The following is a 24225-nucleotide window of genomic DNA, read 5'->3' as shown; positions in this document are numbered from 1 at the left end:
TAGCATAGTGAATAGAAGGGAAAGGTGGGATATCATGTCGAATCACAGCATTGATATAGAAAAAAATCAAGAAGTAAGATTAGCCGCTAAGAAAAAGAAAGCAAGACGAAAAAAAATATTTATTAATATCTTGTTATTTATCCTTAGTGTAGGTTTTTGGGGAGCCGCTGTTTATTATGGCTATACCTATGCCAAGGATTATATCGATACAAGTATCCATAATGTGCAGCAGGAAAATGCCGTTAGTCTCCATCAACTGACAGAACAAATACAGCAATTGAATCAAGAGATTGCTATTTTAAGACAAAGCATTGAAGCTACTGATTCTACTTTGTCCAGTTCTACCTCTGTACAGGAGCGGATTGATAGCAGGCTGGAGGAATTGGATCATCAGTTAGGAGTATTAGAGAGAAGTCTGCAGATTCTTAAGGAGGCACCAAATGTTCAAAATTAATTTGTTTTTAGTATTTTTAGCTGCACCTTTTCTAGCACTTTTTATAGCTAGTCGAGATTTTGTGGATCAAGGAAGGCTCTTGGAGTTTCCTTCTATCGTATTGGCTCAGCAAGTGGAAACATTGCAAGAGGAAATGGATTTATTACAGGAAAAGGTAGTGGAGATGGGGATTATTGTAGAAAATCAAGAAGCAACCTTCCGCTTTCAGGAGGAAAATTTATCTAATCTATCTGAGGTCAGCGCTACCCAAAGAGAGCTATCTGACGATATTTATGAGGAAAGAATCCTCAATATGCTGGGGCCTACTGTAGCTACTTATCTTTCCAACACATCGGAAATCAAGATATTTCAATTAGCTGAATTAGGCTATCGTGGATATATTGCAAAAATCAAGCTGTTTGACCCTAGCGTCTTTCAGGTAGCCTTGGCTGAGGATACCCTCGGTAAGCTAGAGACAACCTCCAATGCCGCCAGAAGAAAGGGCGCTATTTTGGCCATCAATGGCGGCGGTTTCTATATGGAGAATCGAGATGGAAAGCCTTATGCTCGATTGATAGGAAACACAGTTATTGATGGCAGACTGGTGGAGCCCTTTAACGGTTACCCAGGTGATTTATTTTTCACAGGCGTTAATAGAAGGGGGCAAGTGATTGGCACTGTCCCTTCCTCTGAGCAAGACATTCGGGCTCTAGATCCCTATCAAGGGATAAGCTTTATCCCTGTCTTGCTAAAGGATGGCAAAAAAGTAGAAATCCCTGACAGTTGGAAAACTACCAATCAGCCAAGGACCATTATCGGAAAATATGCTAACGATGATTTAATTATGATTGTTATTGATGGCAGACAAAACGATTGGAGTATCGGTGTTACGCTAGAGCTGTTGCAGGATAAACTGCTGGAGCTAGGAGTAAAGGAGGCCTATAACCTAGATGGCGGCGGCTCCAGTGCTATGTATTTCAATGGTCAAATCCTCAACAAACCCTCCGATGGCAAAGAACGCCCTGTAGCCAATAACATCCTAATTATGCCTTAGAATTCCTTATAAATACACATCAAGATTTGCACCTAAATGGGGATCAATAGACTGCTCCATCGTCTGTCTACTGGTCTCCATTAGTTTTTGCATGTCCTCTGTAGATAATGCTGCATGATCCATCGCCATCTTTAGAACAGCAACTCCAGCATCCTGATGAAGCTTCATTTGATTTAATTGGATAGACATCGCTGCTACATCCATACTAGCAACTCCCTTCTATTTATAGTGTACTTACTGGCACCTTGTTATCATTCCTTAACTATTAACTTCTCCTATCCCTTATTGAATTCCTGCTAAAAACAGATTATTTATCTGGGACTTATCTCCGTCCCCTGTCCCTTTGTCTAAGTTATAGTACATCTAAGGGGTCCCGCTCCCCACAATCACAGGCGATCTCCCTCAACTGATGCACCTGTTTCTCCTGTCCAAGTACGATCATTACATCTCCTACGTTTAAGGTTTCATCAAAGCTAGGGTTCAGCATCAGATTCTTTTTACCATGTTTTTTAATAGCTAGCACCACCAAGCCAGTTCTTTCCGGTATCTTGGCTTCCTTTAAGGTTTTTCCTACGATTTCTCCATGTTCACAAATCACCACATCCTCCAAATCCAGTACAACATCTCCTGCATGGGTGATGATATCTAAAAAAGAGATAACAGAAGGCCTCAAGATCAAGGCAGCCATTCTTCTGCCCCCTATTTCATTGGGGGATATGGTATTGTTGGCTCCTGCTTTTTTTAGCTTGCCACGGGAGTTCCTCTCTATGGCCCGAGAGACAATATATAAATTTTTATTCAGCTCTCGTGCTGTTAGTACAACAAAAACATTAGCAGCATCATCTGGCAAACTGGTGATCAATCCCTTTGCCTCGTGAATTCTACACTTTATCAGGACATCCTCATGGGTGGCGTCCCCTTGTACTATTAAAACGCCTTCTGCCATTAATTCAGCCACCTGTTTTTCATTTTTATCAATCACTACAAATGGTACTTTGCTTTTTTCAAACTGTTCAATGATACTCTGGCCGGTTTCACCCGCTCCACATAATATGTAATGATCCTTTAACTGCCCTATCTTATCCTCCATTCTTTTCCTCCTCCATGCCTCTTTAAAGGTACCTTCTAGAAATAAAGAAACCACACTGGTAAAGGCATAACCTGCTGTACCTAAACCAAAAAAGATAATGACGATAGAAAATAGCATTGCACTGGCTGTCATCTCTCCCACTTCTCCATAGCCTACAGTAGAGATGGTAATCACTGTCATATACAATGCATCAATGAAGCTCACCTGTAATAAAAGCATATAGCCTACTGTTCCAATGATGATGATAGAGATAAATGCGCTTAGTATCATGATAATTTTACTTTTATCTTTTATATCCACACTCTGCTTCACCTCAGTTTTTTGTTGTGTTTTTATGTATATTTTACCACAGAATGGTCTTGTAAACACATGACTGCTAAAAAAAGAACCCTATTTTCAATAGAATAGGGCCTTGATAAGCTTGGTTTCATCGCTACAAGAGGTTATTGGAGACCTTCGTTTATACTAACTACATGAACAGTCCTTGTGTTGTTGTCCCATGTCACTGTATATCCTAAGGATTCTAAAACTGCTTTTATTGGCAGATAGGTCTTATTGTTATTGATTACTGCAACAGTATCATTTTTGATTTTCTCGTCATTTACTGTTATGTAGGCTTCTCCAATGATGACTGCAATGGAGATGCCATCTTTTTCTACAATAGCCGTTTGTTCTCTTCCATTCCAAGAAACTTCTGCACCAGCACCCTCCATAGTAACCTTTAGAGGAACTAAGGTTCTTCCATTTCTATCAATGTAGGGCCTACCCGTACTGTCAGTAAAATGAACCTTTTTTCCATCAATATTTATACTGATTTCTGTTGGTGCTACTTTCGCCTCTACTTTTGGTTCTATTCCTGTCTTTATAAATCCAAGTCCATTATTGATATTTCTTCCCTGTACAATGCCTCCTCTATCCTTATAATATAATGCTGAAGACCATCCTCCATCGAGGCACATAGCATTGACAAGATTTAAGCTTTGGCATATGGCAGCTGCTTCTCTAAGTGTAGCATTTGGAATTGTTCCAATGACTATTTTTCCATCTCTTGTACTGCCTATAAAGGATCTGCCGGCTTTATTTGTATTGATTTTCTCTTCCCAAAAGCCCTCCTGCAGCCCATCTGCTGTCACCTGCCCATTGATAATAAGGCTTGGGCCTGCACCTATAGCATTGACTACCTTATCCCAGTCCTCTGGTTTGGTATGTTTTGTAACAAATACATGCTTGTATTCAACTTTGTCTCCGATTTTATATCTTTCATCCACCAGATAAGCTACACTGGGATTGTAGGATATTGCAAATCCGTTTGTGGGCGATCTAAAGTTCCCCTCTGTAATGGATGTAACAACACCATTGGTTACAAGCACTGTTTTTGTTCCAGCTTGAACCTGCAGCTCCTGCTTGTACTCAGGTGTAAAGATGGTTATAGCCTCAGGCTCGGTGCTTGGATGATTGATCCTCCATGGTATAGCTCTATACTCTCCATTTATGTATCCTTCAAAGTTAATGGTAAGATTGTCAATAATCAGTCTGTTATCCTCTGTTATCCCAACTACTGATCCGCTATTTCCGATATGCAGTACTTTTTTATCCTTTATAATGGTTCCCCATGGTACTGGTGTTCCGCCATAGGCTTCAAAATAGGTACCATTGATAGCTGCAACAGCATTGGCTGTTTTTGCCATCTCTGCAAGTGATTGTGTAGCCGTTAACTCATTATTGGCATTTAATACTACCGACTTCATAGTAGTATCATTCATATCTAGTGTGATATGGTTTACATTGAATCCATTTATGCTTGAAGATGTGTATGCATATGGATTACTGGCAAATACTGAAGTTGTACTTAATATGAGTATAGCTATAACAATCAATACTAAATTGGTTTTTCTTATCATAATAATCCCCCTATGATTGTAAAAATTTAAAAATGAAAACTATGTATGGATAAGCAACCCCATGATTAAATAAATAATGCTAAGCGATACATTTGCAGAACATGACCATAACTCCCAGTGAATGTAGATGAGAAATACGTTAAGCAATCTGTATGTTTGAGGGTACCGAGTTTGCAGATTGTAGGATTTTTCATCGAAGTGAGCTGTAGGAGTTATTCGTGGGCGAAACCGTAACGTGTGTATTATTTATTTAAACTCAAAAATGCTTATCTATATTACCTCTATTTTTCAATCTATTTCCATTTTACCATAGATTGGCAATATAAACTTAAGTTTTTAAAAAGACCCTGTTGATGATGACAGAGTCTTTGATATTATATTTTGGCGCTAGACTTATTTGAGTATTATTGCCGATTTGTGTTTCTATAGATGTTTTTGCATCACAATATCAGTATCTACCTCTCTAAAGCCTAACCGATGATATAATGCCAGTGCAGCTTTATTTTCTCCTGTTACCAATAGGGAAGCTTTCTCTATATCTCTGTCCTTTAAGATCCTCATACAGCATCTCATCATATAGCTTCCTAAACCTTGACCCCTATACTCCCGAACTACAGCTACATCGTAGATATAGCCTACCGATAGATTATTTTTGGTTTGTATTGTTGTTGAACCGATGACTTTTCCATTTTTCTTTAGCATATATACCTCTATAGAAGGGTCCCTTAGCAGCTGCTGTAAAACACTATCATCTAAAGCATCACCAAAGCAGCTATTCATCACCTCAGCATAGGCTTTACCATCCTCAGCAGTAGCTTTACTAAAGATAATATCTTCCTGAAGGTTTTCTACAAAATCAACCTCGTCTAGTTTTATCTCCATCTGCCAGGAATATAAGACAGGCTGAAAACCCCTTTTTGTGACAAAAGCTATAGCAGGCACTAAACGCTTCTTTACATAGGTCTCTAGCTGTTGCAGCCACTTTTTTCTGCTGTAATCCATCACTTGTTGATATAAAGCTGTACCAAAGCCTTGGTTCCTAAAGCTGGGGTGAACCACAAAATTGAGGGTAGCCTGACTATGATCCATATGGTTTATCATGCAACTGGCTAGCCCCACTACTTTTTCACCATAAACAGCAATAAATATTCCTTCCTCTGCTTCAGTAATAATATAGTCCAGCCATTCCTCTGATAGGGAGTATCCTAGATGATCTGCTTTGTTTAGAGTTTCTATTAACTCAAAGATGCCTGGTTTATGGGTTGATTTGATGGTTTGGATGGTTAAGAGTTTTTTTTGAGATTGGTTTGGAGGTTTATTATTGATCATATGCTATCTTTTAGCCTCCTCTTTATATGGTTGTGATTGATTAGAAGTAAATGATCTACGTCTTGGGGTAAACTATATAACTTATCTTCTTAAATATACTTAATGTGATTATTATATGATGTCCTACAGTTGAGTTTTTCTTGATATTTTCACTTTATACATTTGTAAAATGCTCTTTTATTAGCGCAATATCTTTTTTGCAGAAAGGTTCCTCTCTCTCAGGATGCCACATTTGTAAAAGTATTTTGTTATTATTATGTTCCATGGCCTCTATAATACCATCCTTACTGGTTGCTATAACAGTAAAATCGTTTGTGTATTTCTTAAACGCGAAGTTATGATAAGAATTTACTTGTTTCTTTCCTCTTAACTTCTTGAAATACTTTGATTGTTCATTTATAAATATTTCATGTCTTTCCCCGGCATGTCCGTTTACCTTCTCTAAAGTCAATCCAAAGTAATCACCTACAATTTGCATCCCCCTGCAAACACCTAAGAGTGGTATGTTTTTATTAATTGTATATCTAATTAATTGTTTTTCTAATACATCCCTTTTCTTATCTATCTCTTTACCTGAGTAATCTCCTAAATCATTTCCACCACTAAATACAATTCCATCAATTTTAAGCTCATTAAAGTAAATATTGAAATTGCATTGACTTGGTAGTATGATTGGTAAAAACCCTAAATCATGCAACATAGAAGACCATCTTACATCTAAACAATCCCTAATCTCATAATAACTGTCATTTTCTACAAGCCTCTGTGTAATAGCTATTTTTTTCATTCAAAACACCTTACCTGTTTATTTAAACAATCTATTTCTAAAATTTTTGATTTTGACCACTGAGCAAAGTTCTTTTCTCCTGCTCCTATTACAGCAGGTATTCCTAATTCTGCACATCTTATGGCCATATGAGAATTTGCACCGCCAAATTGTGTAATTAAGCCTCCAATATCTTTAGGAAAGAGAAAATCATATCCTGGATCAGCTGATTGAATCATGACAATTTTATTTTTTACATCTATAGAATGTATTTCCTTTTCCTTTATTACATCAGCTTTTATACTCTTTAATGTTATAAAATTAGGCTCTTCCTCTAAAAGGTAAAACTGATATACATCCTCTGGCTTAATTATCAGACTAGGAAGTTTAATGGCTTTAGTATATTGATAAAATTCTTTGTTTTTTTCTATATCTGCCATGAAAATATCCTTAACATCTCTATGATCCAAAGTTGAGTACAGTTCCTTTATCCTCTGTATATCTAGAAATGCTAAATCCTCTCTACTCACAATATATCTATTTCCAAATTCCTCTACTAATTGTAAGACTTTACTTAAGGATTTTGTAAAAACATATTTGGTATACTCTCGTCCCTCTATAGCCTCTTTAATAAAGATAATTAGTTCTTCTGCGTTAATTGCTATACCACTTTCTACTAATGCATCATCAATTTTTTGTAGCTGTAGCTCACTGAATGTAAAGTGTATACCTTTATCTTCTGGACTACACTTTCCAACAAAATAATGATCATAATTTTCATCATATCTTAAGGATAAAATATCATAGGTTCCAGGTCTAATATGTCCATACTTTTGTATAAATTCTTCTTTGCTTAATTTTTCTTTGAAAACCTTATCTAAATCGAAATTCATTTGCTTATTTATAGTGTTTAATGAATTTAAAAATGCTTCATATTCTTTTTCATCTATAATGTTAAGGTCCACAAAAGACTTAAGGAACTGAATGGCAATAAATGCTGCCCTTGCCACACCTGCAAAGGGAAGCGTACCATATCTTTTGCAATCCTCCAATAACCAATATATCTTATCTACAATTGAAAGCTCACTATTTAATATTTTATCAAATTTCTTTTCCAACACCTTGTTTTTTTCAATATCTATCTTATATAACCCCTTATTAGGGTCAATAATTTTATTCGTCATCTCCAAAAGAGAAAATTCTATGCGTTTTATTTCATTTTCAGTAAAACCAGCTTCCTTTAATTCTTTTAACTTATCAGGTAAGCTTAAATAGTAACAGGAATGAACGATTTCAAATTCCACCTTGTCATGATATGAGGGTTTATTTATTAGTTTATCTATGTAATAATTCATAAGCTTTTCAGCAATACTATCATGAAGTTTTTTCGGAATGAAGGAATTAAAGGTAATTCGTACATCAATAAATGGAATACCTAAAAATGACACCATAAGTGGATGAGATCTTAAATTTCTATATCCATAGTTGTCCCGTTGATAGGCCCAAGTATTATCCATGATTAATTCTTTATATAAAGAAATTGATAACTTTTTAGGCCTTAACCCTATAATCTCTGCTGGATTCCAGTCAGGCATAACACCAAAAACTGTCTTATCTCCTAATAAATTTGGGTGTGGAGCTGTTAATTTTTCAACTTTTTTACATATTTTTCTTAATGAATCCTTTATATCCAAAGAAGATAAATTATTCTTATTGTTAACAATAATGGGCCTAACTTGAAAGATATATAAGCCTTCCTTCTTATCTATTCCGAACTCAATGTCTAAATAAGCATAATTAAATAGAGCTTCTAGCTCCTTACAACAATCAATGATATTATTTAAAAACTTTTCTTCAGCTTTTATAGGACTTTCTTTCATATAAATATAGGTCTTAAGAGAACTTTTGCTCCCTCCTGTAACAGTATCACTTCTATCAGATTCATCATAGTTAATGATATAATAGGGAGCTAATGTATCTAAGTCACAAGTGAACACTACTCCTGATTTAATGATGTCTTTTAACATAGGTTGAATTAAGATTTCTTCTTCTTGGGGTTTTTCATAAGAATTAAAAACTCTTTCTATTGCCTGTAAAAGTTCAGTATCATTATTTTTATTAACATTTAAAATGCTTTCATATTTCCCTGCATTAGAAGATTCTGCGGTATCTTCTTCTTTAGAAGAAGAGCGTATTATAAGAATCTTTGCATCAAAATAATTTTTTACCTTATTCAACACAACTTCTCTATCCTTACAAAATTCTTCATAATGAATAGTTAATATGGGTAGAACCTTTGCATTTTTAAGATTGTTAAAAAGAAATTTTAATGTGTTAGCTTTAGTACTAAGTTTATTTGTGTCCATTTGCTTCCCCCTTCCTACATTGAATTATATCAAGAATTTTATTAGCTTTTTCTTCTAGCTTATCTAGCTTTGTATTATCTATAATCAAATGTGGATTTTTAGGTTCATCAAAAGGTAAATCTATACCTACAACATTTAAAATTTCTCCTTTAATAGCACCACTATATAGCCCTTTTTTGTCTCTTCTGATTAGTTCCTCCATATCTACATCTATGAATACTTCATAATAATCTGCTAAGTTTTCTCTGTTTAATCTATGAATTTCATCAAACAAAGAAATGGTACAGCAAACAACATGAATATCCTGCTGATCCATAAATCTGCAAAAACTAGATATCCTTCTTGCTACTTCCATTCTTTCTCTTAAACTATGGCCACTCCTGCCTAGCACCTCTCGAAATAGGTCTCCATCAAGAAAAACTGTATTAATATATTTAAGCTTTAGTTCTTCATATACCTTCTTACCTATTTCCGTTTTCCCAGCTCCTGATAAACCCGTAATCCAAATGACCAAGTAAAGTCCCCCTTTTTCAGTTTACCACTTATAATCTTGTAGTTTATCCAAGTCCTCCACACTATCAATCTCTAGCCAGCCTCCATTAATCATTACAGGTCTTACTTTAAATCCTGTATCTATAAGTAGTTGCAAAAAAGTAGTCATATACATATTATTAAAATCTTTACCATCGTAAATCTTTTTCCTATCTAAGCTATAATAAAATTTTTTCACTTCTTTAATAACATTTTTAGATATCTTTATTAAACCAATGTACTGTCCTTCAATTTCTTCGTAGCTTTTAGGTTTTTTTCCTAACTCGCTAACACTCCCTTGATCATCAAATTTCATAGTTTCAGCATCATCTAGAGGATTGTCCATTCTTAATTGCCATAATTTTTCCCAATCTTTATCTACTACTATAGCTATATTATCTTCTGCTTTCATTAATTGATTTAGTATCTCTTTATTGTAAATAATATCTGCATAGGAAATAATGACGTCACTCGTTCCATCTAGTAAATCCTCAGCACAAAATAAAGTGTACACCATGTTTGTGTTTTTATAATGAGAATTATGATGTAGCGATATTTTTTTGTCTTCATGCTTTTCTTTTATATATTTTCTAAGCACATCTTCTTTGTATCCAGAGATTATGCTTATATCCCTTAAGTCATTATCATCCGTAGTATTTATTATATAGTCTATAATTGGTTTTTCTTGGAATAAAACCATACACTTTGGTTTGTTCTCTGTAAATGGTCGAAGACGTCTGCCTTCTCCTGCTGCTAAAATGATTGTTTTCATTTTAAAAATCCTTTCTACACTATAATCTTTTTAAAACCTTGCATTGTAACTTCTAGTACAAAATCTAGTTAGATATACCCTATCATTTTCTCATTATAGTCATTGTCTTCTTATGATGTTCTTCTTAGTGAACTTACCATATTGGTTTGTTGCTCTTAACATATCTACTTGTTTTCCTATTGCCTTTACTTGTTTATTTATTAATGAGATTTCTTTTTGTTCTAAATCATTTTCTATTACTCTGTTTATCAATCTCTTCATTTTTATTAGTTTTTCTTCTTTCATGTTAAGAACTTCTATTTCCCTTTTTATTTTTAGTAGCTGTTGTTCTAACTGCTTTCTAACCATTATGTCTTCCAACATTTTATCAACCCATTTTTGATATATAATTTTGAATCTATTTTAGCTGACATTGACATTTTCTTGTGAAGAACTTGATAAAATTTTAAGTTTACCATATTCTTGTTATATTCTCATTAGATATTGACCATACTCTGTCTTTAATAATGGCTCTGCCAATGCATGCAATTGCTCTTTTGTAATATATCCATTTCTATAAGCAATCTCTTCAATGCATGAAATATAGAGCCCTTGCCTTTTTTGTACAGCTTGCACAAAATTACTTGCCTCCAATAAAGCTTCGTGGGTTCCTGTGTCTAGCCAAGCAAATCCCCTTCCTAATATCTTTACCTTTAATTCTTTGTTCTTTAAATAGACCCGGTTGACATCCGTAATCTCTAGTTCACCTCTTGCAGATGGCTGTAATTCTTTAGCAATTTTTACTGCTTTATTGTCATAAAAATATAGTCCAGGTACTGCATAGTTGGATTTCGGTTGTTGGGGTTTTTCCTCTAAAGACTTTACAAGATTGTCCTCTCCTATTTCTATAATGCCATAGTCTTTAGGGTTGTTCACATAATAGGCAAAAATACATGCACCTTTTTTGATGTCTTTTGCTTTTTGTAGGATAGGAGAAAACCCTTGTCCATAAAAAACATTATCCCCCAAAACTAAAGAAACACTATCATCACCAATGAAATCCTCTGCAATAATAAAGGCCTCAGCAATTCCTTTTGGTTCTTGTTGAACGCAATACTGAAAAGATACCCCTATCTGCGACCCATTTCCTAATAATTCTTGATACATTGGTAAATCTCTCTCCGTAGAAATGATCATAATCTCTCTTATCCCTGCTAAAAGCAATACTGATAATGGATAATAGATCATAGGTTTATCATAAATAGGTATGATTTGCTTGCTGATAGCCTTTGTACAGGGATAAAGCCTAGTTCCGCTTCCTCCTGCTAATATGATTCCCTTCATTGAGATTCCCCCTTTAATATGAGTGCATTCTTACATTTGTTCTTTATCATTAATTGATAGATAGATTTTATGCCTCTTTATACATTTTTTTATAATATACGGCATACTCTCCACTTACAATGTTTTCTAGCCAATCTCTATTATCCAAATACCATTGTATTTTTTTCGCCATGCCTTCTTCAAAGCCTATAGTAGGAACCCAACCTAAATGATCCTTTATTTTTATACTATCTATAGCATATCTTCTATCATGACCCTTGCGATCCTCAACATAGGTAATTAGTTTTTTAGAAATTTTTCCTTTCCGCGGATCATCTGAAGGTAGCAACCTTTGTAATGTGCTTATTATGGTCTTTACTACTTCAATATTTTGCTTTTCATTGTTGCCTCCAATATTATAAATCTCTCCTATCTTTCCTTTCTCCAAAACTATATCTAATGCACTGCAATGATCTGTGACATATAACCAATCCCTAATGTTTTTGCCGTCACCATATAAAGGAATAGCTTTACCGGACAAACAGTTATGAATCACAAGAGGAATGAGCTTTTCTGGAAATTGATAAGGACCATAATTGTTGGAGCACCTAGTGATGACAACTGGCATCTTATAGGTATCATAGTAGGCTTTTACTAGTAGATCTCCCCCTGTTTTACTGGCAGAATAAGGGCTATGAGGGTCTAGAGGTGTAGTTTCTGTAAAATAACCTGTTTCCCCTAGAGATCCATACACCTCATCAGTGGAGACCTGCAAAAACTTCTTTCCTTTTATAAAGATGTCTCCATCAATCCAATATTTTTTTGTTGTATCTAATAATACTTGTACTCCTAGTACATTTGTTTTAACAAATATTGATGGGTCCTCAATACTTCTATCTACATGAGATTCCGCAGCAAAATTTGCCACATAGTCAATATCATATTGCTTAAATATACTTTCTACCACTTCTCTATCACAAATGTCGCCTTTAACAAAATGGTAATTATCATATTTTGAAACAACTTCTAAGTTTTGAAGATTTCCTGCATAGGTTAAAGAATCTAGGTTAATAATAAAGACTTTCTTATCATATTTTTTGAAAAGATACTGTATGAAGTTAGAACCAATAAAACCTGCACCGCCTGTTATTAGGTATGTTTTCATTTTTATCTTGACTTACTTCATTAAAGATTAATATATTTTAATAATCTAAAATAAGTCAACTCTTTCCCCCTTATTTGTTATTTCTGAACTACTAATATATTTAGTTAACTATATGTCAATTATCTATTTGGTTTTGGTCAGGAGACCACTTATTCATATCGTTCCATTATCGACATGCAACACTTGACCAGTTATTGATGATGATTTTTCTGAGATTAGAAATCTTACTGTTTCACCTACGCTTTTGGGATCAGTTGCTAATTTTAATGATGTTCTTCTATAAATTCTATCCTTTTGTTCTCGACTCAAGGTAGTACTCATATTGGTTTCCATAAAGCCCGGAGCGACACAGTTTGATCTAATACCTATTTCTCCCCATTCTCTAGCTGTAGTTTTAGAAAAAGCTTCTAATGCGCCTTTGGTAGCAGCATACATACTAAGACCCTTGTATCCTGTATGTGCACATACAGATGTTATGTGTACTATAGAGCCTTTCGTTTGATACAATAGCATGTCTCTTATAGCACATTTTGTTAACATAATAGGGGAATATACATTTATTTTAAACATAGTTTCTAATGCATCTATTTTAGCATTTGTTATTATATCATCATACGCATAAGCAGAATTATTTACTAATCCATATATTTTACCAACTTTTTTAATTTTTTCTAAATACAGTTTTTTGATTTCATTAGGATTTTCTAGATCAAAATTAATATGAATATACCTTTCTGCATATACCTTTTTCAATGCTTTTGTAACCTCATTCTCTTTTCTGCTAATTCCTATAATACCATATTCTTTATCTTCTAAAATAGTTTGGGCTATTTCACTGCCCAAGCCTCCTGTATCTCCAGTAACAATAATCCATTTCATTTTCTAACCTTCTTTCCTGTTCTGGTCTTTTGTATTTCATTAACAAATTTAAAAATTCTAGGTACCTTCCAGTTTTGCAGGTTGTTTTTTAAATGCTTTTGTATATAAATCTCCAAATCATCTACATTTGCACCTTTCACTGCTACTATTTCAGCTTCTAAAATATTACCCGTTATTCTATTTGCTCTGGATTTTATCAGGACATCCTGCACACCAGGTATTTTCATTATTTCTTCTTCCACTTCATGGGGGTTTACTTTATAGCCGCCGATATTAATCATTTCAGTCTTTCTAGATATAAACCTGAACACACTTTCTTCTACTACTTCTACGATATCTCCTGTCCTATACCAGTTTTCTTCTAAAGGTAATTCACCGGTATTTCCCATCAGAACTTTGTGAATAAGCAATTCTCCTTCTGTAGATATCTTTACTTTATTTCTATGCTCTTCCTTTATTTTAAAACTCTCCTCATTGGATGAAAATAAGCTGCCACATTCAGTAGAAGCATAAATATTATTAATTTTTGCCTCAGGAAATATTTCCTTTAATAATTTTGCTATGCTGGCATCGTACTTCTCTCCTCCTAAGGTCATTCTTTTGATAGTAGAGTTCTTGTTTTTTAGCTTAGGAATGATACTTCTGTAGAATGTTGGTGTTGCAGAAATGTTAGTTACCTTATATTCTTCAAAAATTTGTTGAATATCACTTTTATCTAAATCAAAAATATACACTATAGTGTTTCTATTAAAAAATGATTGTAAAAACACCTGTAATCCTGCAAAATGGGTAGGATTGTAAGCAAATGCCCATATGTTTTTTTCATATTTCTCACCATATAAAACGCTTCTACCTAAGGTTTCCAATTGATGAACTACTTTCTTAGGTCTGCCCGTAGTTCCAGAGGTGTAAAGAGTTAAGCTCCAATTCTTCTTGTTTCTATCAATTGCAGTAAATACCTCATGAATGTCTTTTATATTCACCCTATCTACTCCAATCTCTGTGAAAACTTCTTCATATGCTAAACCAAAATTTTCAATTTCTGTTTTTGACATATCATTATCTAGCAGTTCAATTTTATAACCTATAAGCATGCTATGAATTAGGGCTAAAATAATCTCATAGGGATTCGCAAAATAAATATATTTTACAATCTTACTTCTTTCATTTAGATCATTTACTAGATCTTTATATGTTTTTTTTATGTTCCTTTTGGGGTCTATCCAGAACATCTTCTCCATTTATTATTCACTTCCATTTATTTTATTGATTATTTCTGATAGTTTATCAACTATGTCATCTTCAAATATATCTACTCCAAATTCATCTTCTATTCTTACAGTAAGCTCTGCTAAATTTAAAGAATCAAATCCTAAGTCATCTCTTAATGATAAGTCTTCCTCTAAGTTGTTTAACTCAGTTCTTCCTTCCTTTTTAAGGATGGTATTTATTATTTTTATTAGTTTTTCTTCCATATTCTCCTGCCTCCTAATTCTATAATGATTTCTCTACCCCAATACCTAATTTCCATCTTCTGTACATAATCAAAACCATATTTTTTATTAAATACTAAACATAAATTTTAGTTTCGCCTGCGTAAATATTTGCACACAACTATCTTGTCAAGTAGTTAATACACGTCCTTTTATTTTTTTAAGCTTCTCATTAAAGTCTAAATATTGTTCTCCTTAATTATTAACTCTGGGAAAAGCTTTACTTCTCAACTTTTCACTTAAATATTTAATTCTTTCTTTATTTTTTTCATCATTAATATGGTTGTTTTTTTCATCTGGTAAAATATAGTACTCCTCTGTACCATCTCCAAATAGTACATACTTATCGTTTTCACCTCTTATAACTCTAAAGCCTGTTATATATCTTTCAGCTCCAACAGAAATATAAAACTCCTTAAGCATTTTGTTATAAATAGGCTCAAGTTGAACTTCAATATAATCTCTATCTTTCACTTTTATATCAATATCTTTTGCTATGCTTAAAACAATACTGCCTAAATCTATCATGCTAAATAGCTGTCTTTTTTCCTCAATAGGAATATCTTTGCCAACTATTATCAATGGTACATGTATCATAGATTCTTGATATCGATTTTCATCTGCTCCATCTATAAAATTCCCATTTCCATGATCACTAAAAAATGTCATCTTATGCTTCTCTGATAAGAATTCCATATAAAACTGCAATTGTTTATCTAAGTATTTTAAACTTTCTTTTCTTTGATAATAAAAAGTACTCTTTTCATCTTCATTAAAAATCTTAGCACTGCTTGGTCTGTAATAAAAAGGTTTGTTTCTATGGTCACCACAATAATAGGGTTTATGACTTTCTATTATAAAATGATCCAAAGAGAAAATATTGTTGTTATTATTATCATCATATAGATTGCAAATAAAGTCCCAAAGAATTTGTGGCGCAGGCTTGAATCTTGAATTTTTTATTTCTATGTTTTTTATAGATTCATTAGTTCTTACTATGTTTTTATTCACATTGATAAGTATTTTGTAATTCATTTTGTTAAGTTCCTGTATCCACCTACTGTTTTTTAAATCTACTTCGTTAATTTTTAAATTGCTATCTAAAATATTTTTTTCATTAAATATGGCAGTTATGCTTTCTCTTGTAAATGTAGAAGGGCTGAATGCGTTTGTAAAAAAAGTCCCTTTTTTAGACAAAGTCTTTAGATAAGGCATATCTGAAGTCTTATCTTTGCCTTCTCTGCTTAATATATCTATAGCTCTTAATGCATCTATTATAAATAGTGATATATCATTTTTAACCGCTCTTTCTTTTATTGACTTTTTAGCTCGAAATAAAAAATTTCTAAGTTCATATGCAACTTCTTGTAATAACAAATAATCTTTAAATTTATATTCTATATATTCATTTATGTATTTATCTGCAAAAATAAAATCTCTTAAATATAAATATTGAACAATTAGTTCTTTTAGATAATATCCTTTTTTTTCTTTGTCTTTTCCGTTTATATAGAATTCTTTTAAGGCGTATGCGGTAGTATACTCTGTAATAGAATTATGAAAGTTATGCATTAACTCTGGTATAATTGCATCATCAATTTTTTTTAATTCTTCGTAAATATCTATTGCTTTAATATTTGTATTTTCCAGTTCTTTTTTTATTTCATCTCTGTAATCATGATGAGCAATGATTACTGCATCTAATTGGAATTTATGTATTTCCTCTGATGAGAATACAGTATAGCCTTCAATTTTTTGCCCAACAAAGTTTAAATCTTTATCAAATAACCCTATAATGTTTTTACTTTTAGGTATATACTCTAACATTTTTCCCATTCTAGGTGTTGAACCTCTTAGTCCTAATTTGTAGTGATTTGGTATTTTATCTATTATAGAAGAAGTAAGATTTTTTGTTGGCGAATACAAAAGGTCATATTTTTTTAATAAACTATTTAGTTTCTCATTTAACATAATACTTTGCCTGCCCCCCTGCTTATCAACTAAAACTCTATTTTTTCAATTGTTAATTATTAATAAGTATACTTTAAAACTAAAAAAAATGAGTCAAGTATTCAAAACCATATTCCTCTAAACAAGAATATACTTCTTTATATCGCTGTGTCATAACCAATATGAAAATATCTTCTTTTGACTCTTCTAATAATTTTTTAGGTGCATATATTCTTTTGCCATCTATTTGAGTATTCTGCTTTTTTGTATCAATATCTATTAAATAAGAACAATTTAAATTATATATATCTTTAAACTTTAAATAAGCATCTCCAGCACCCCATCCGACAACCCTTTTATTTAATGTCATACTATTTATGCGGTTTTTATCAAAAACTCCCCTTAAAAACAGTAGCTTAGTTAATTTGGTAATCATGACCTTATTATCTGATGGCTTTTTAAATTTGTAATTTGTATATTTCTCTATTAGCTGCTCAGTATTGAGTTTAAAAAGATTATGATCCCATCCTGTATTATTTTCGTGCACTCGATGGTATACTAATGCTTCCTTAATTAATCCAAACTTAAAGTGCATTGATAACCTTACGCTCATATCAAAGGATTCAGCAGCTAGTTTTTCGTCAAATCCTCCAATGAAGTCTAAGCATTCTTTACGAATCATGAATGTGCAGGTCGGTATACCAAAGTAGCTATGCATAAAAAACTCATATAAATCTCCTTCAGGATACTTTACAATATTAGAAAACTTTCTTTTGGGGTCATAGATATCCTTCATTTGTGATAAATTATCAGTCTTCACATGATATCCATCTGAATATACTATGCCTATATCATCATTTGATTCTAAGTAATTTACTTGCTTTTCTATTGTTTGTGGTATCATTACATCATCTGAGGCAAACAGACGAATATATTTACCTTTTGCTATATTTAGTGCTTTATTTAAAGTAATAGGAATTCCTTCATTTTCTTTATTAATATATGCAAATCGAATAAACCTTTGTTCCAATTTATTTTTATACTCCAATATCTTGTTGTGGGTATTATCAATAGACCCATCATTCAAAATGATTAGTTCTATATTTTTATATGTTTGGGCAATTATACTTTCAAGATATTGACTTATATATTTTTCATGATTATATGCTGGAGTAATTAAGCTTACTAATGGTTTATACAAAACTAACACCTACTTTCTTTTGCTTAGAATTATTTTTTTTGAATCAGTGACGCTTATTATCTGATGCAGGTTAAAATATTTATTATGGGCTTTAAGTAATTCTTCATATGTATACCATTCATATTCATTTTGCTCAATCCCACTATATAAAATGACATTACATTTATCGTCAAAATCAAATATTAAATATTTATCAGTTAGCCTAGAATATTTTTCAAATATTTCTTCAAAACTAAATTGCTGACAAAACACTAACTCTTGAATTGTATTCAATGCTAGTAATGTACTCGTTCTATATCTGTCACAAAAATCTTGGTGATTATTAGGTGCATGAATACTTTGATGTTTAAATAATTGAGCTTGAATAGGCAAAATATTATAAATGCTATTTTTTTGTAAAATTGTGTATATGCAATCATTAAAAACGCTAGAATTACTTGTTACGATAATTTTTTTTATTTTATCATCTAATTTTTTAAAGAGCTTAACTGATTTCTTATTATATAATCTCCCTAAATCAATAAGTACCATAGTATCACTACAAATTTTATCAATCATATCTAATACAATATAATCCTCTTTGGTTAAATTGGGGTAATGAAACATTTCTTCATAATAGCTTATTAGGTTTAAATCAACTTCTATAGTAAATTCATTAAAATAATCTTTAATTATCGCAAATGCCTCAGCAAATTTATTCTCAATACATTTATTAAATATTCTTTGTCTAATATTTATATACTTTTTCCGTTCTGCCTCGCTTAAAAAACCGAAAATATTATTATTAATTTTATTCTTATCAAAGGATTCTTTGTTTTTTTTGCAATTAATTACTATCTCTTCAAAAAATGTGCTTATAGGATGTTCACAATAAAAAAACTGATCAACATTCCAAAATACTGGTTCTTTTGTATTAGTAATTTTATCTATATTCCATATTGAACCAAAGTCTAACCATTTATATGTATTATCATAGATAATATTAGGAGGAAGCGGATCATGTATTGTAAGATTCCTTTTAGATAATAGAATTTGTAAATCAATTGTTCTATTTGCTGCATCAATCATCATTAAAGGAGACCATTCATTTGAATCAGTTATAGGTCTTATATAGTCTTGTTCAAATACAATGCCAAATGGATGAATATTTTCTATATTTGAAATATTGAGATTTACTAAGTAATCGTTAAATAACTTAAGCTCTAAGCAATTATCAAACACCTCTTTATATTCGGCAGCTGCATTTTTATAAAAGCCTCTATATACTTTTAATTCTTTTTTGTCAATCATTACTCTACCATCAGAAACACTCTTCAGTAATACTATGTTTTCATTTTGTAGCAATTCTGGGTGATGTGCAGCTCTAGTTTTTCCTATTGGATATATTTCATCAATGGAAAAGTAATTTTCATACCTTTTAAATCCCATTTCACTTAATTGATTTCTTATTTCTTCATCATAGAAAAAACTTGTAATTATTATCACTAGTTCATTTTTATCCTCTGTTTTTAAAACATCAGGATTGAATATTTTGATTCCTGATAATTTTTTCCCCCATTTCCTAGGATCATTATCAATAATGTATTGTATTTGCAGATTAACAGAATCTAATAGCTTATCAACTATGGGTCCTGCACCAAAGATAATTATTTTTTTATATTTAGAAAAAAATTCATTCATTTAAAACACCCTTTATGTTAATATAGTTCAGACTAAGCAAATGTCAATATATGCTGGCATATATAGTCTACATCTTCCTCTTTCATCCCCACCCATATAGGCAGACTCAATACTTCATTGGATAGTATTTCGGTTAAGGGAAAATCTCCATCTCTTAATTCTCTGTATGCTTCTTGTAAATGTATTGGTATAGGATAATGAATCATAGTACCAATACCTTGATTGGCTAAATACTTTTTTAACTGATCTCTTTTTTTACACCTTATTACAAACAAATGCCATGCAGAATCTATCCATTCTGGAACATATGGTGTAATGATTTTTGTATCCTTTAATTTTTTCATATATTCTTCTGCAATTGATCTTCTTTCTCTAGTCCATTGATCCATATAACTAAGCTTTATATTTAAAAAAACTGCTTGTACTTCATCCAGTCTAGAGTTAAAACCTTTTAATTGATGGTGATACTTTTTACTGGATCCATAATTTCTTAATAGATTCAATTTTTCAGCCAGATCATCATCATTCGTTGTAATAGCACCCCCATCACCCAATGCCCCTAAATTTTTCCCAGGATAAAAACTAAAACCGGCTGCATCGCCTAATGTGCCTGTTTGTCTTCCTTTATATAAAGCCCCATGGGCTTGAGCAGCATCTTCGATAACCTTAAGTTTATATGTTTTTGCGATGTTATTAATAGCATCCATATCTGCTGGCTGACCATATAAATGTACTGCAATTATTGCCTTGGTTTTTTTTGTTATAGCATTTTCTATTAAGCTAGGATTAATATTATAGGCATTCTCATCAGGTTCAACTAAAACTGGCACTGCCCCTGCATAGCTTACAGCTAAGGCTGTAGCAATAAATGTATTGGCTGGGATAATTACTTCATCTCCTTCTCCTATCCCATAGCCCCTTAGAATTAAGTGAAGAGCATCTAATCCATTTCCTACCCCTATACAATGCTTTACTTGACAGTACTGTGCAAAAGACTTCTCAAAATTAGCTAATTCCTTCCCCATAATAAACCAATTAGAATCATAAGCTTTATTTAAGGCAGAAAAAATCTCTTTTTTAATTGACTGATGCATTGATTCCATATCTAAAAACTTTACTTCCTTCATATGCTACCCCCACTCTAGATAATATAGGAATGATCTATGTTATTGTCCATTGATGTTTAGCCTATCATCTTCTAAGATGCTTAGGTACTCTTGTTACCACACTTGCAGGATTTCCTGCTGCAATTACATTTTCTGGTATATTGTCCTTCACTACACTACCTGCGGCTATGATGCTTCCCTTTCCTATTTTAATACTAGGTAACAATATCGCCCCAACTCCTATTGCCACATTATCTTCAATAGTAGGTCCCTTTACATCATCATTGAAACCGAACTTTCCAAAGGAGTTATCATTGGCCATTATCACCCCAACACTAATAAACACATTTTTTCCTATTTTTACCCTTCCAGTAACGTGAGAATTATCCATTATTCTAGTACTATCACCTATTTCTACCTCTGAATTAATGGTTACATTCCTACTAATCAAGACCTTATTGCCTATCTTAACTTCAGGCATTATAGAGACATTATCCCCTAATAAAACTTCTTCTCCTATGGTAACACCTGTATAAATAGTTACATTGCAACATATAGCAGTGTTGCTGCCAATAAAAACTTTCTCTTTTTCATTATATGCTCTTACTACTGCAGCAGTTGTAGTTGTTTGTCTTCCAATAACACAATGCTCTCCAATTGTAACATCATCCATTATGAAGGTATTCTCATATATTATAGAATAATCTTTTACTACTAAATTTTCCCCTAAATTTTTGGTATACAGCCTTGCAGTTTCATATATCATCTATGCCAGTCCTTTCTCTGAGAGAATATCAAAGATTTGTATGCTTACTTCTTAGAGAAGCTTGTCTCTTACATCAATAAAATCAGAATAATTTCTTATGTAATCACTCTCATCATATGTTTGTGATGCCAACACCACTAGCACTGTACTTGCATCAAAACTAAGCATTTCCCGCCAAGTATGGGGTCCAATGTATAAGCCTTTAGCAGGGTCATTTAATCTTATTATTTCCTGCTCATATCCATTATCCACCTTTATATCTACACTTCCATTCATGCAGATCAGTACTTGTTCTAATTTTCTATGGGCATGAAAGCCTCGTTCTATCTCTTCTGGAACATTATAAATGTAATAGACTCTTTTTATTAGAAATGGTATTTCTTTATTCTCTTCCACAGGTGTTAAATATCCTATTTCATTGTCTCCTATTCTATTGAAGCTAAGTACCTTCCAGTTTTTTGTTTTCTCTATGCCTTTATTCTGCCCCATTTAGGAGACCACCTCGTTTTCTTTACAATTATTTAATTTGTCTTTGCTTCCATTCTCTTTAAATTGCTTTTATCTAGAATTTTCTCTGTTACTTTAAATGAGTTTTTTCCCTGCATCATATTATCCAAATTATTTCTAGCATCTATGTATATAGGCTTATTTTCTAAGCTTTTATGTAGTAGCTCTTTTGCTAATTCTTTATTTCTATTAAATAAGATATTTATTACTGCATAATTATTTAAAACGGTAGGTTCATTATTGTCTAAATTGATTGCTTGCTGAAAGTTTTTATAGCTTTCTTCCAATGAATCTAGTTTGTAATTCACTACCCCTAAATAAAATTTATTTTCAAAAGTAAGCACTTTATCTTTGTCCTTTAGTATATCTGCTTTTTCTAAAAATTTTTTGCTGGAAGTATATTGCTGTAAAAAATTTTTAACAATACCTAATGTAAGATAAACGTTTTTGGGAGAGTGCCCCCTTTTTATTAAATTTTCAATAATCTCATCATCTTCATATTTTTTTAAAACATTCCTGATTTTTTCCCACATAAGCCGGCGATTATTTGATATATTAGCTTCATGCAAACGATATTTTACTAGAGCTTCCCTGCATATACCTATGTCATATCCATTCATAATGTACTCAATTGCTATTTCATAGTCATCAATATACTTTAACATGCCTTCCTTTAGCAATACTTTTTTATCATTTACTACTGCCATCATAGCTCCTAAGCAATAGTTCCCTTTAAATTGATTAATAGAAATATTCTTGCTGTTTATATCTTGAGGCACTTCCCAGCAATCATCCGTTTCTATGCTTCTTTTATCTATTGTAATTCCGTTTGCAATAACAATCCCTATATTACTATTTGATTTAAATATCTCTAAGCACCTTTCAATTCTGGGTGGTAGGGAAATATCATCTGCTGCTGCAAAAAAAATATAGTTTCCTTTAGTATGTTTAATGGCTGTTCTTAATGCTTCAACGGTTCCCCTATTATACTCATGCTTAAATAATCTAATTCTAGAGTCCATCTCAGCGTGTTTTTTTGCTATATCTAATGAATGATCTTTGCTTCCGTCATCCACCATAATGATTTCTATATTTCTATAGTTTAAGTTTAGTACACTTTCAATGGCTTCCTGTAAAAACAGTGCATTATTATAAATAGGCATCACTACCGAAACCAAATCCATCATCATTTCCTCCTTACCTGCTTTCATTTTCTACCTATCTAGTAAACGGGCGTATAGTTCTGCTAATTGAAAATCTTCTTTTGTATCAATATCTATGGAGGATTTAGCATCCATTGTGTATGCCATAGTTTTATCCGTAATAAAGCTTCTTTTGCTATACAGTTCTTCTGTCTTAATGATATAAATTGCTCCATTTAAACGATAAACATCGGGAAAATCCTGTCTTCTTGTGAATATGTTTTCTTTATCCTCTAAAAAATCTATCAAATATCCTTTTTCATCTACTCTTTTCATCCACCATGGTGGATGCTCCTCTCTTGTAATAGAAGCGATCCCGTCTGTGTTATTAATGTTCTGTATCAATATAGAAAAGGCTTCATCTATATGCTCTACTTTTCTCAGGGGTGATGTGCATTGTAATAGGACTACCAAATCTGGCTTATATCCAGCTGTCTTTAATTCATTCAATACATGTAGTACTACATCAATAGATGGAGTGTGGTCTTGTGCCAATACCCTTGGTCTTATAAACACTTCCACCTCCAATGCTTCGCTTACCCTTTGAATTTCTTCATCCTCTGTGGACACAATAATCCTATCAATATATGTAGATTTCTTTGCTTCATCAATCGTCCACTGAATTAGAGGTTTTCCTCCTAAGTGCCTTATATTTTTCCTTTTTACACCCTTAGAACCCCCTCGAGCTGGTATCATGCATAGTATTTTTCTTGCTGTTTTTTCCATATTTCC

The 24225-nt window shown here is 32.5% G+C and carries 24 protein-coding genes; 2 read left to right on the top strand and 22 right to left on the bottom strand.

The features are described 5' to 3' along the window. Positions 1–34 precede the first annotated feature (34 nt). Both BMX10_RS03575 and BMX10_RS03570 read left to right on the top strand, forming a co-directional pair. On the top strand, positions 35–454 hold the full coding sequence (locus tag BMX10_RS03575; RefSeq protein ID WP_090439462.1) for a hypothetical protein: 420 nt from the start codon (positions 35–37) through the stop codon (positions 452–454). Beyond that, positions 441–1487 carry a phosphodiester glycosidase family protein gene (locus BMX10_RS03570; protein ID WP_090439459.1) on the top strand — a complete coding sequence of 349 codons (1047 nt, stop codon included), beginning with the start codon at positions 441–443 and terminating at the stop codon, positions 1485–1487. The genes BMX10_RS03575 and BMX10_RS03570 overlap by 14 nt, the downstream gene beginning before the upstream one ends. 6 nt (positions 1488–1493) lie before the next feature. Here BMX10_RS03570 and BMX10_RS03565 read toward each other — a convergent pair whose 3' ends face one another. The 22 genes from BMX10_RS03565 to BMX10_RS03460 all read right to left on the bottom strand — a co-directional run bounded on the left by BMX10_RS03565 (position 1494) and on the right by BMX10_RS03460 (position 24219). Then, a complete protein-coding gene (locus tag BMX10_RS03565; protein ID WP_090439456.1) occupies positions 1494–1691 on the bottom strand; it encodes a YjfB family protein in 198 nt (65 codons plus the stop codon). A 148-nt stretch (positions 1692–1839) separates the two neighbouring features. After that, positions 1840–2877 carry a potassium channel family protein gene (locus BMX10_RS03560; RefSeq protein ID WP_090439453.1) on the bottom strand — a complete coding sequence of 346 codons (1038 nt, stop codon included), beginning with the start codon at positions 2875–2877 and terminating at the stop codon, positions 1840–1842. Positions 2878–3020: 143 nt separating this feature from the next. After that, positions 3021–4478 (bottom strand): phosphodiester glycosidase family protein, encoded by a 1458-nt coding sequence (locus BMX10_RS03555; protein WP_170834665.1) that lies wholly within the window; start codon positions 4476–4478, stop codon positions 3021–3023. Between the two features lie 423 nt (positions 4479–4901). After that, positions 4902–5807 (bottom strand): GNAT family N-acetyltransferase, encoded by a 906-nt coding sequence (locus BMX10_RS03550; RefSeq protein ID WP_090439449.1) that lies wholly within the window; start codon positions 5805–5807, stop codon positions 4902–4904. 154 nt (positions 5808–5961) lie between these two features. Further along, positions 5962–6594, bottom strand: a complete 633-nt coding sequence (locus BMX10_RS03545) for a type 1 glutamine amidotransferase (protein WP_090439445.1) — start codon at positions 6592–6594, stop codon at positions 5962–5964. After that, complete coding sequence (locus BMX10_RS03540) at positions 6591–8939, bottom strand: PEP/pyruvate-binding domain-containing protein (protein WP_090439441.1); 2349 nt, start codon at positions 8937–8939, stop codon at positions 6591–6593. The genes BMX10_RS03545 and BMX10_RS03540 overlap by 4 nt, the downstream gene beginning before the upstream one ends. Then, the gene (locus tag BMX10_RS03535) at positions 8926–9453 is read right to left on the bottom strand and encodes an adenylyl-sulfate kinase (RefSeq protein WP_090439438.1); all 528 of its coding nucleotides are present in this window, start codon (positions 9451–9453) and stop codon (positions 8926–8928) included. The genes BMX10_RS03540 and BMX10_RS03535 overlap by 14 nt, the downstream gene beginning before the upstream one ends. A gap of 21 nt (positions 9454–9474) precedes the next feature. Then, positions 9475–10242: a phosphocholine cytidylyltransferase family protein gene (locus BMX10_RS03530; protein WP_090439435.1), complete on the bottom strand. Its 768-nt coding sequence runs from the start codon at positions 10240–10242 to the stop codon at positions 9475–9477. Positions 10243–10341: 99 nt separating this feature from the next. Then, positions 10342–10605: a hypothetical protein gene (locus BMX10_RS03525; protein ID WP_090439431.1), complete on the bottom strand. Its 264-nt coding sequence runs from the start codon at positions 10603–10605 to the stop codon at positions 10342–10344. A gap of 102 nt (positions 10606–10707) precedes the next feature. Beyond that, positions 10708–11565: a glucose-1-phosphate thymidylyltransferase RfbA gene (gene rfbA / locus BMX10_RS03520; RefSeq protein WP_090439428.1), complete on the bottom strand. Its 858-nt coding sequence runs from the start codon at positions 11563–11565 to the stop codon at positions 10708–10710. Between the two features lie 67 nt (positions 11566–11632). Continuing rightward, positions 11633–12709 (bottom strand): dTDP-glucose 4,6-dehydratase, encoded by a 1077-nt coding sequence (gene rfbB, locus BMX10_RS03515; protein WP_090439425.1) that lies wholly within the window; start codon positions 12707–12709, stop codon positions 11633–11635. Positions 12710–12862: 153 nt separating this feature from the next. Beyond that, positions 12863–13588, bottom strand: coding sequence for an SDR family NAD(P)-dependent oxidoreductase (locus BMX10_RS03510; protein ID WP_090439423.1), 726 nt, complete (start codon positions 13586–13588; stop codon positions 12863–12865). Continuing rightward, entirely contained in the window at positions 13585–14829 is a 1245-nt protein-coding gene (locus BMX10_RS03505; RefSeq protein ID WP_090439420.1) for an ANL family adenylate-forming protein, read from the bottom strand. Before BMX10_RS03505 ends, BMX10_RS03510 begins: the two co-directional genes overlap by 4 nt. Positions 14830–14832: 3 nt before the next feature. Next, entirely contained in the window at positions 14833–15063 is a 231-nt protein-coding gene (locus tag BMX10_RS03500) for an acyl carrier protein (RefSeq protein ID WP_090439417.1), read from the bottom strand. Between the two features lie 213 nt (positions 15064–15276). Next, positions 15277–17052 (bottom strand): sulfatase-like hydrolase/transferase, encoded by a 1776-nt coding sequence (locus tag BMX10_RS03495; RefSeq protein WP_090439413.1) that lies wholly within the window; start codon positions 17050–17052, stop codon positions 15277–15279. 79 nt (positions 17053–17131) lie between these two features. Then, the gene (locus BMX10_RS03490) at positions 17132–18232 is read right to left on the bottom strand and encodes a glycosyltransferase family 2 protein (protein WP_170834664.1); all 1101 of its coding nucleotides are present in this window, start codon (positions 18230–18232) and stop codon (positions 17132–17134) included. Between the two features lie 9 nt (positions 18233–18241). Then, entirely contained in the window at positions 18242–19912 is a 1671-nt protein-coding gene (locus BMX10_RS03485; RefSeq protein ID WP_090439409.1) for a nucleoside-diphosphate sugar epimerase/dehydratase, read from the bottom strand. Positions 19913–19944: 32 nt separating this feature from the next. Then, positions 19945–21039 carry a DegT/DnrJ/EryC1/StrS family aminotransferase gene (locus tag BMX10_RS03480; RefSeq protein ID WP_090439405.1) on the bottom strand — a complete coding sequence of 365 codons (1095 nt, stop codon included), beginning with the start codon at positions 21037–21039 and terminating at the stop codon, positions 19945–19947. 64 nt (positions 21040–21103) lie between these two features. Continuing rightward, a complete protein-coding gene (locus tag BMX10_RS03475) occupies positions 21104–21784 on the bottom strand; it encodes a DapH/DapD/GlmU-related protein (protein ID WP_090439402.1) in 681 nt (226 codons plus the stop codon). A gap of 51 nt (positions 21785–21835) precedes the next feature. Continuing rightward, positions 21836–22273 (bottom strand): sugar 3,4-ketoisomerase, encoded by a 438-nt coding sequence (locus BMX10_RS03470; RefSeq protein ID WP_090439399.1) that lies wholly within the window; start codon positions 22271–22273, stop codon positions 21836–21838. A gap of 32 nt (positions 22274–22305) precedes the next feature. Beyond that, on the bottom strand, positions 22306–23478 hold the full coding sequence (locus BMX10_RS03465) for a glycosyltransferase (protein WP_170834663.1): 1173 nt from the start codon (positions 23476–23478) through the stop codon (positions 22306–22308). Positions 23479–23505: 27 nt separating this feature from the next. After that, positions 23506–24219 (bottom strand): acylneuraminate cytidylyltransferase family protein, encoded by a 714-nt coding sequence (locus BMX10_RS03460; protein ID WP_090439390.1) that lies wholly within the window; start codon positions 24217–24219, stop codon positions 23506–23508. Positions 24220–24225: the final 6 nt, after the last annotated feature.

This window comes from Natronincola peptidivorans (assembly GCF_900111615.1).
Taxonomy (GTDB): Bacteria; Bacillota; Clostridia; order Peptostreptococcales; family Natronincolaceae; genus Natronincola_A; species Natronincola_A peptidivorans.
The sequence above is the reverse complement of the archived record's forward strand: the minus strand, read 5'-3'. Positions and strand labels throughout refer to the sequence as shown.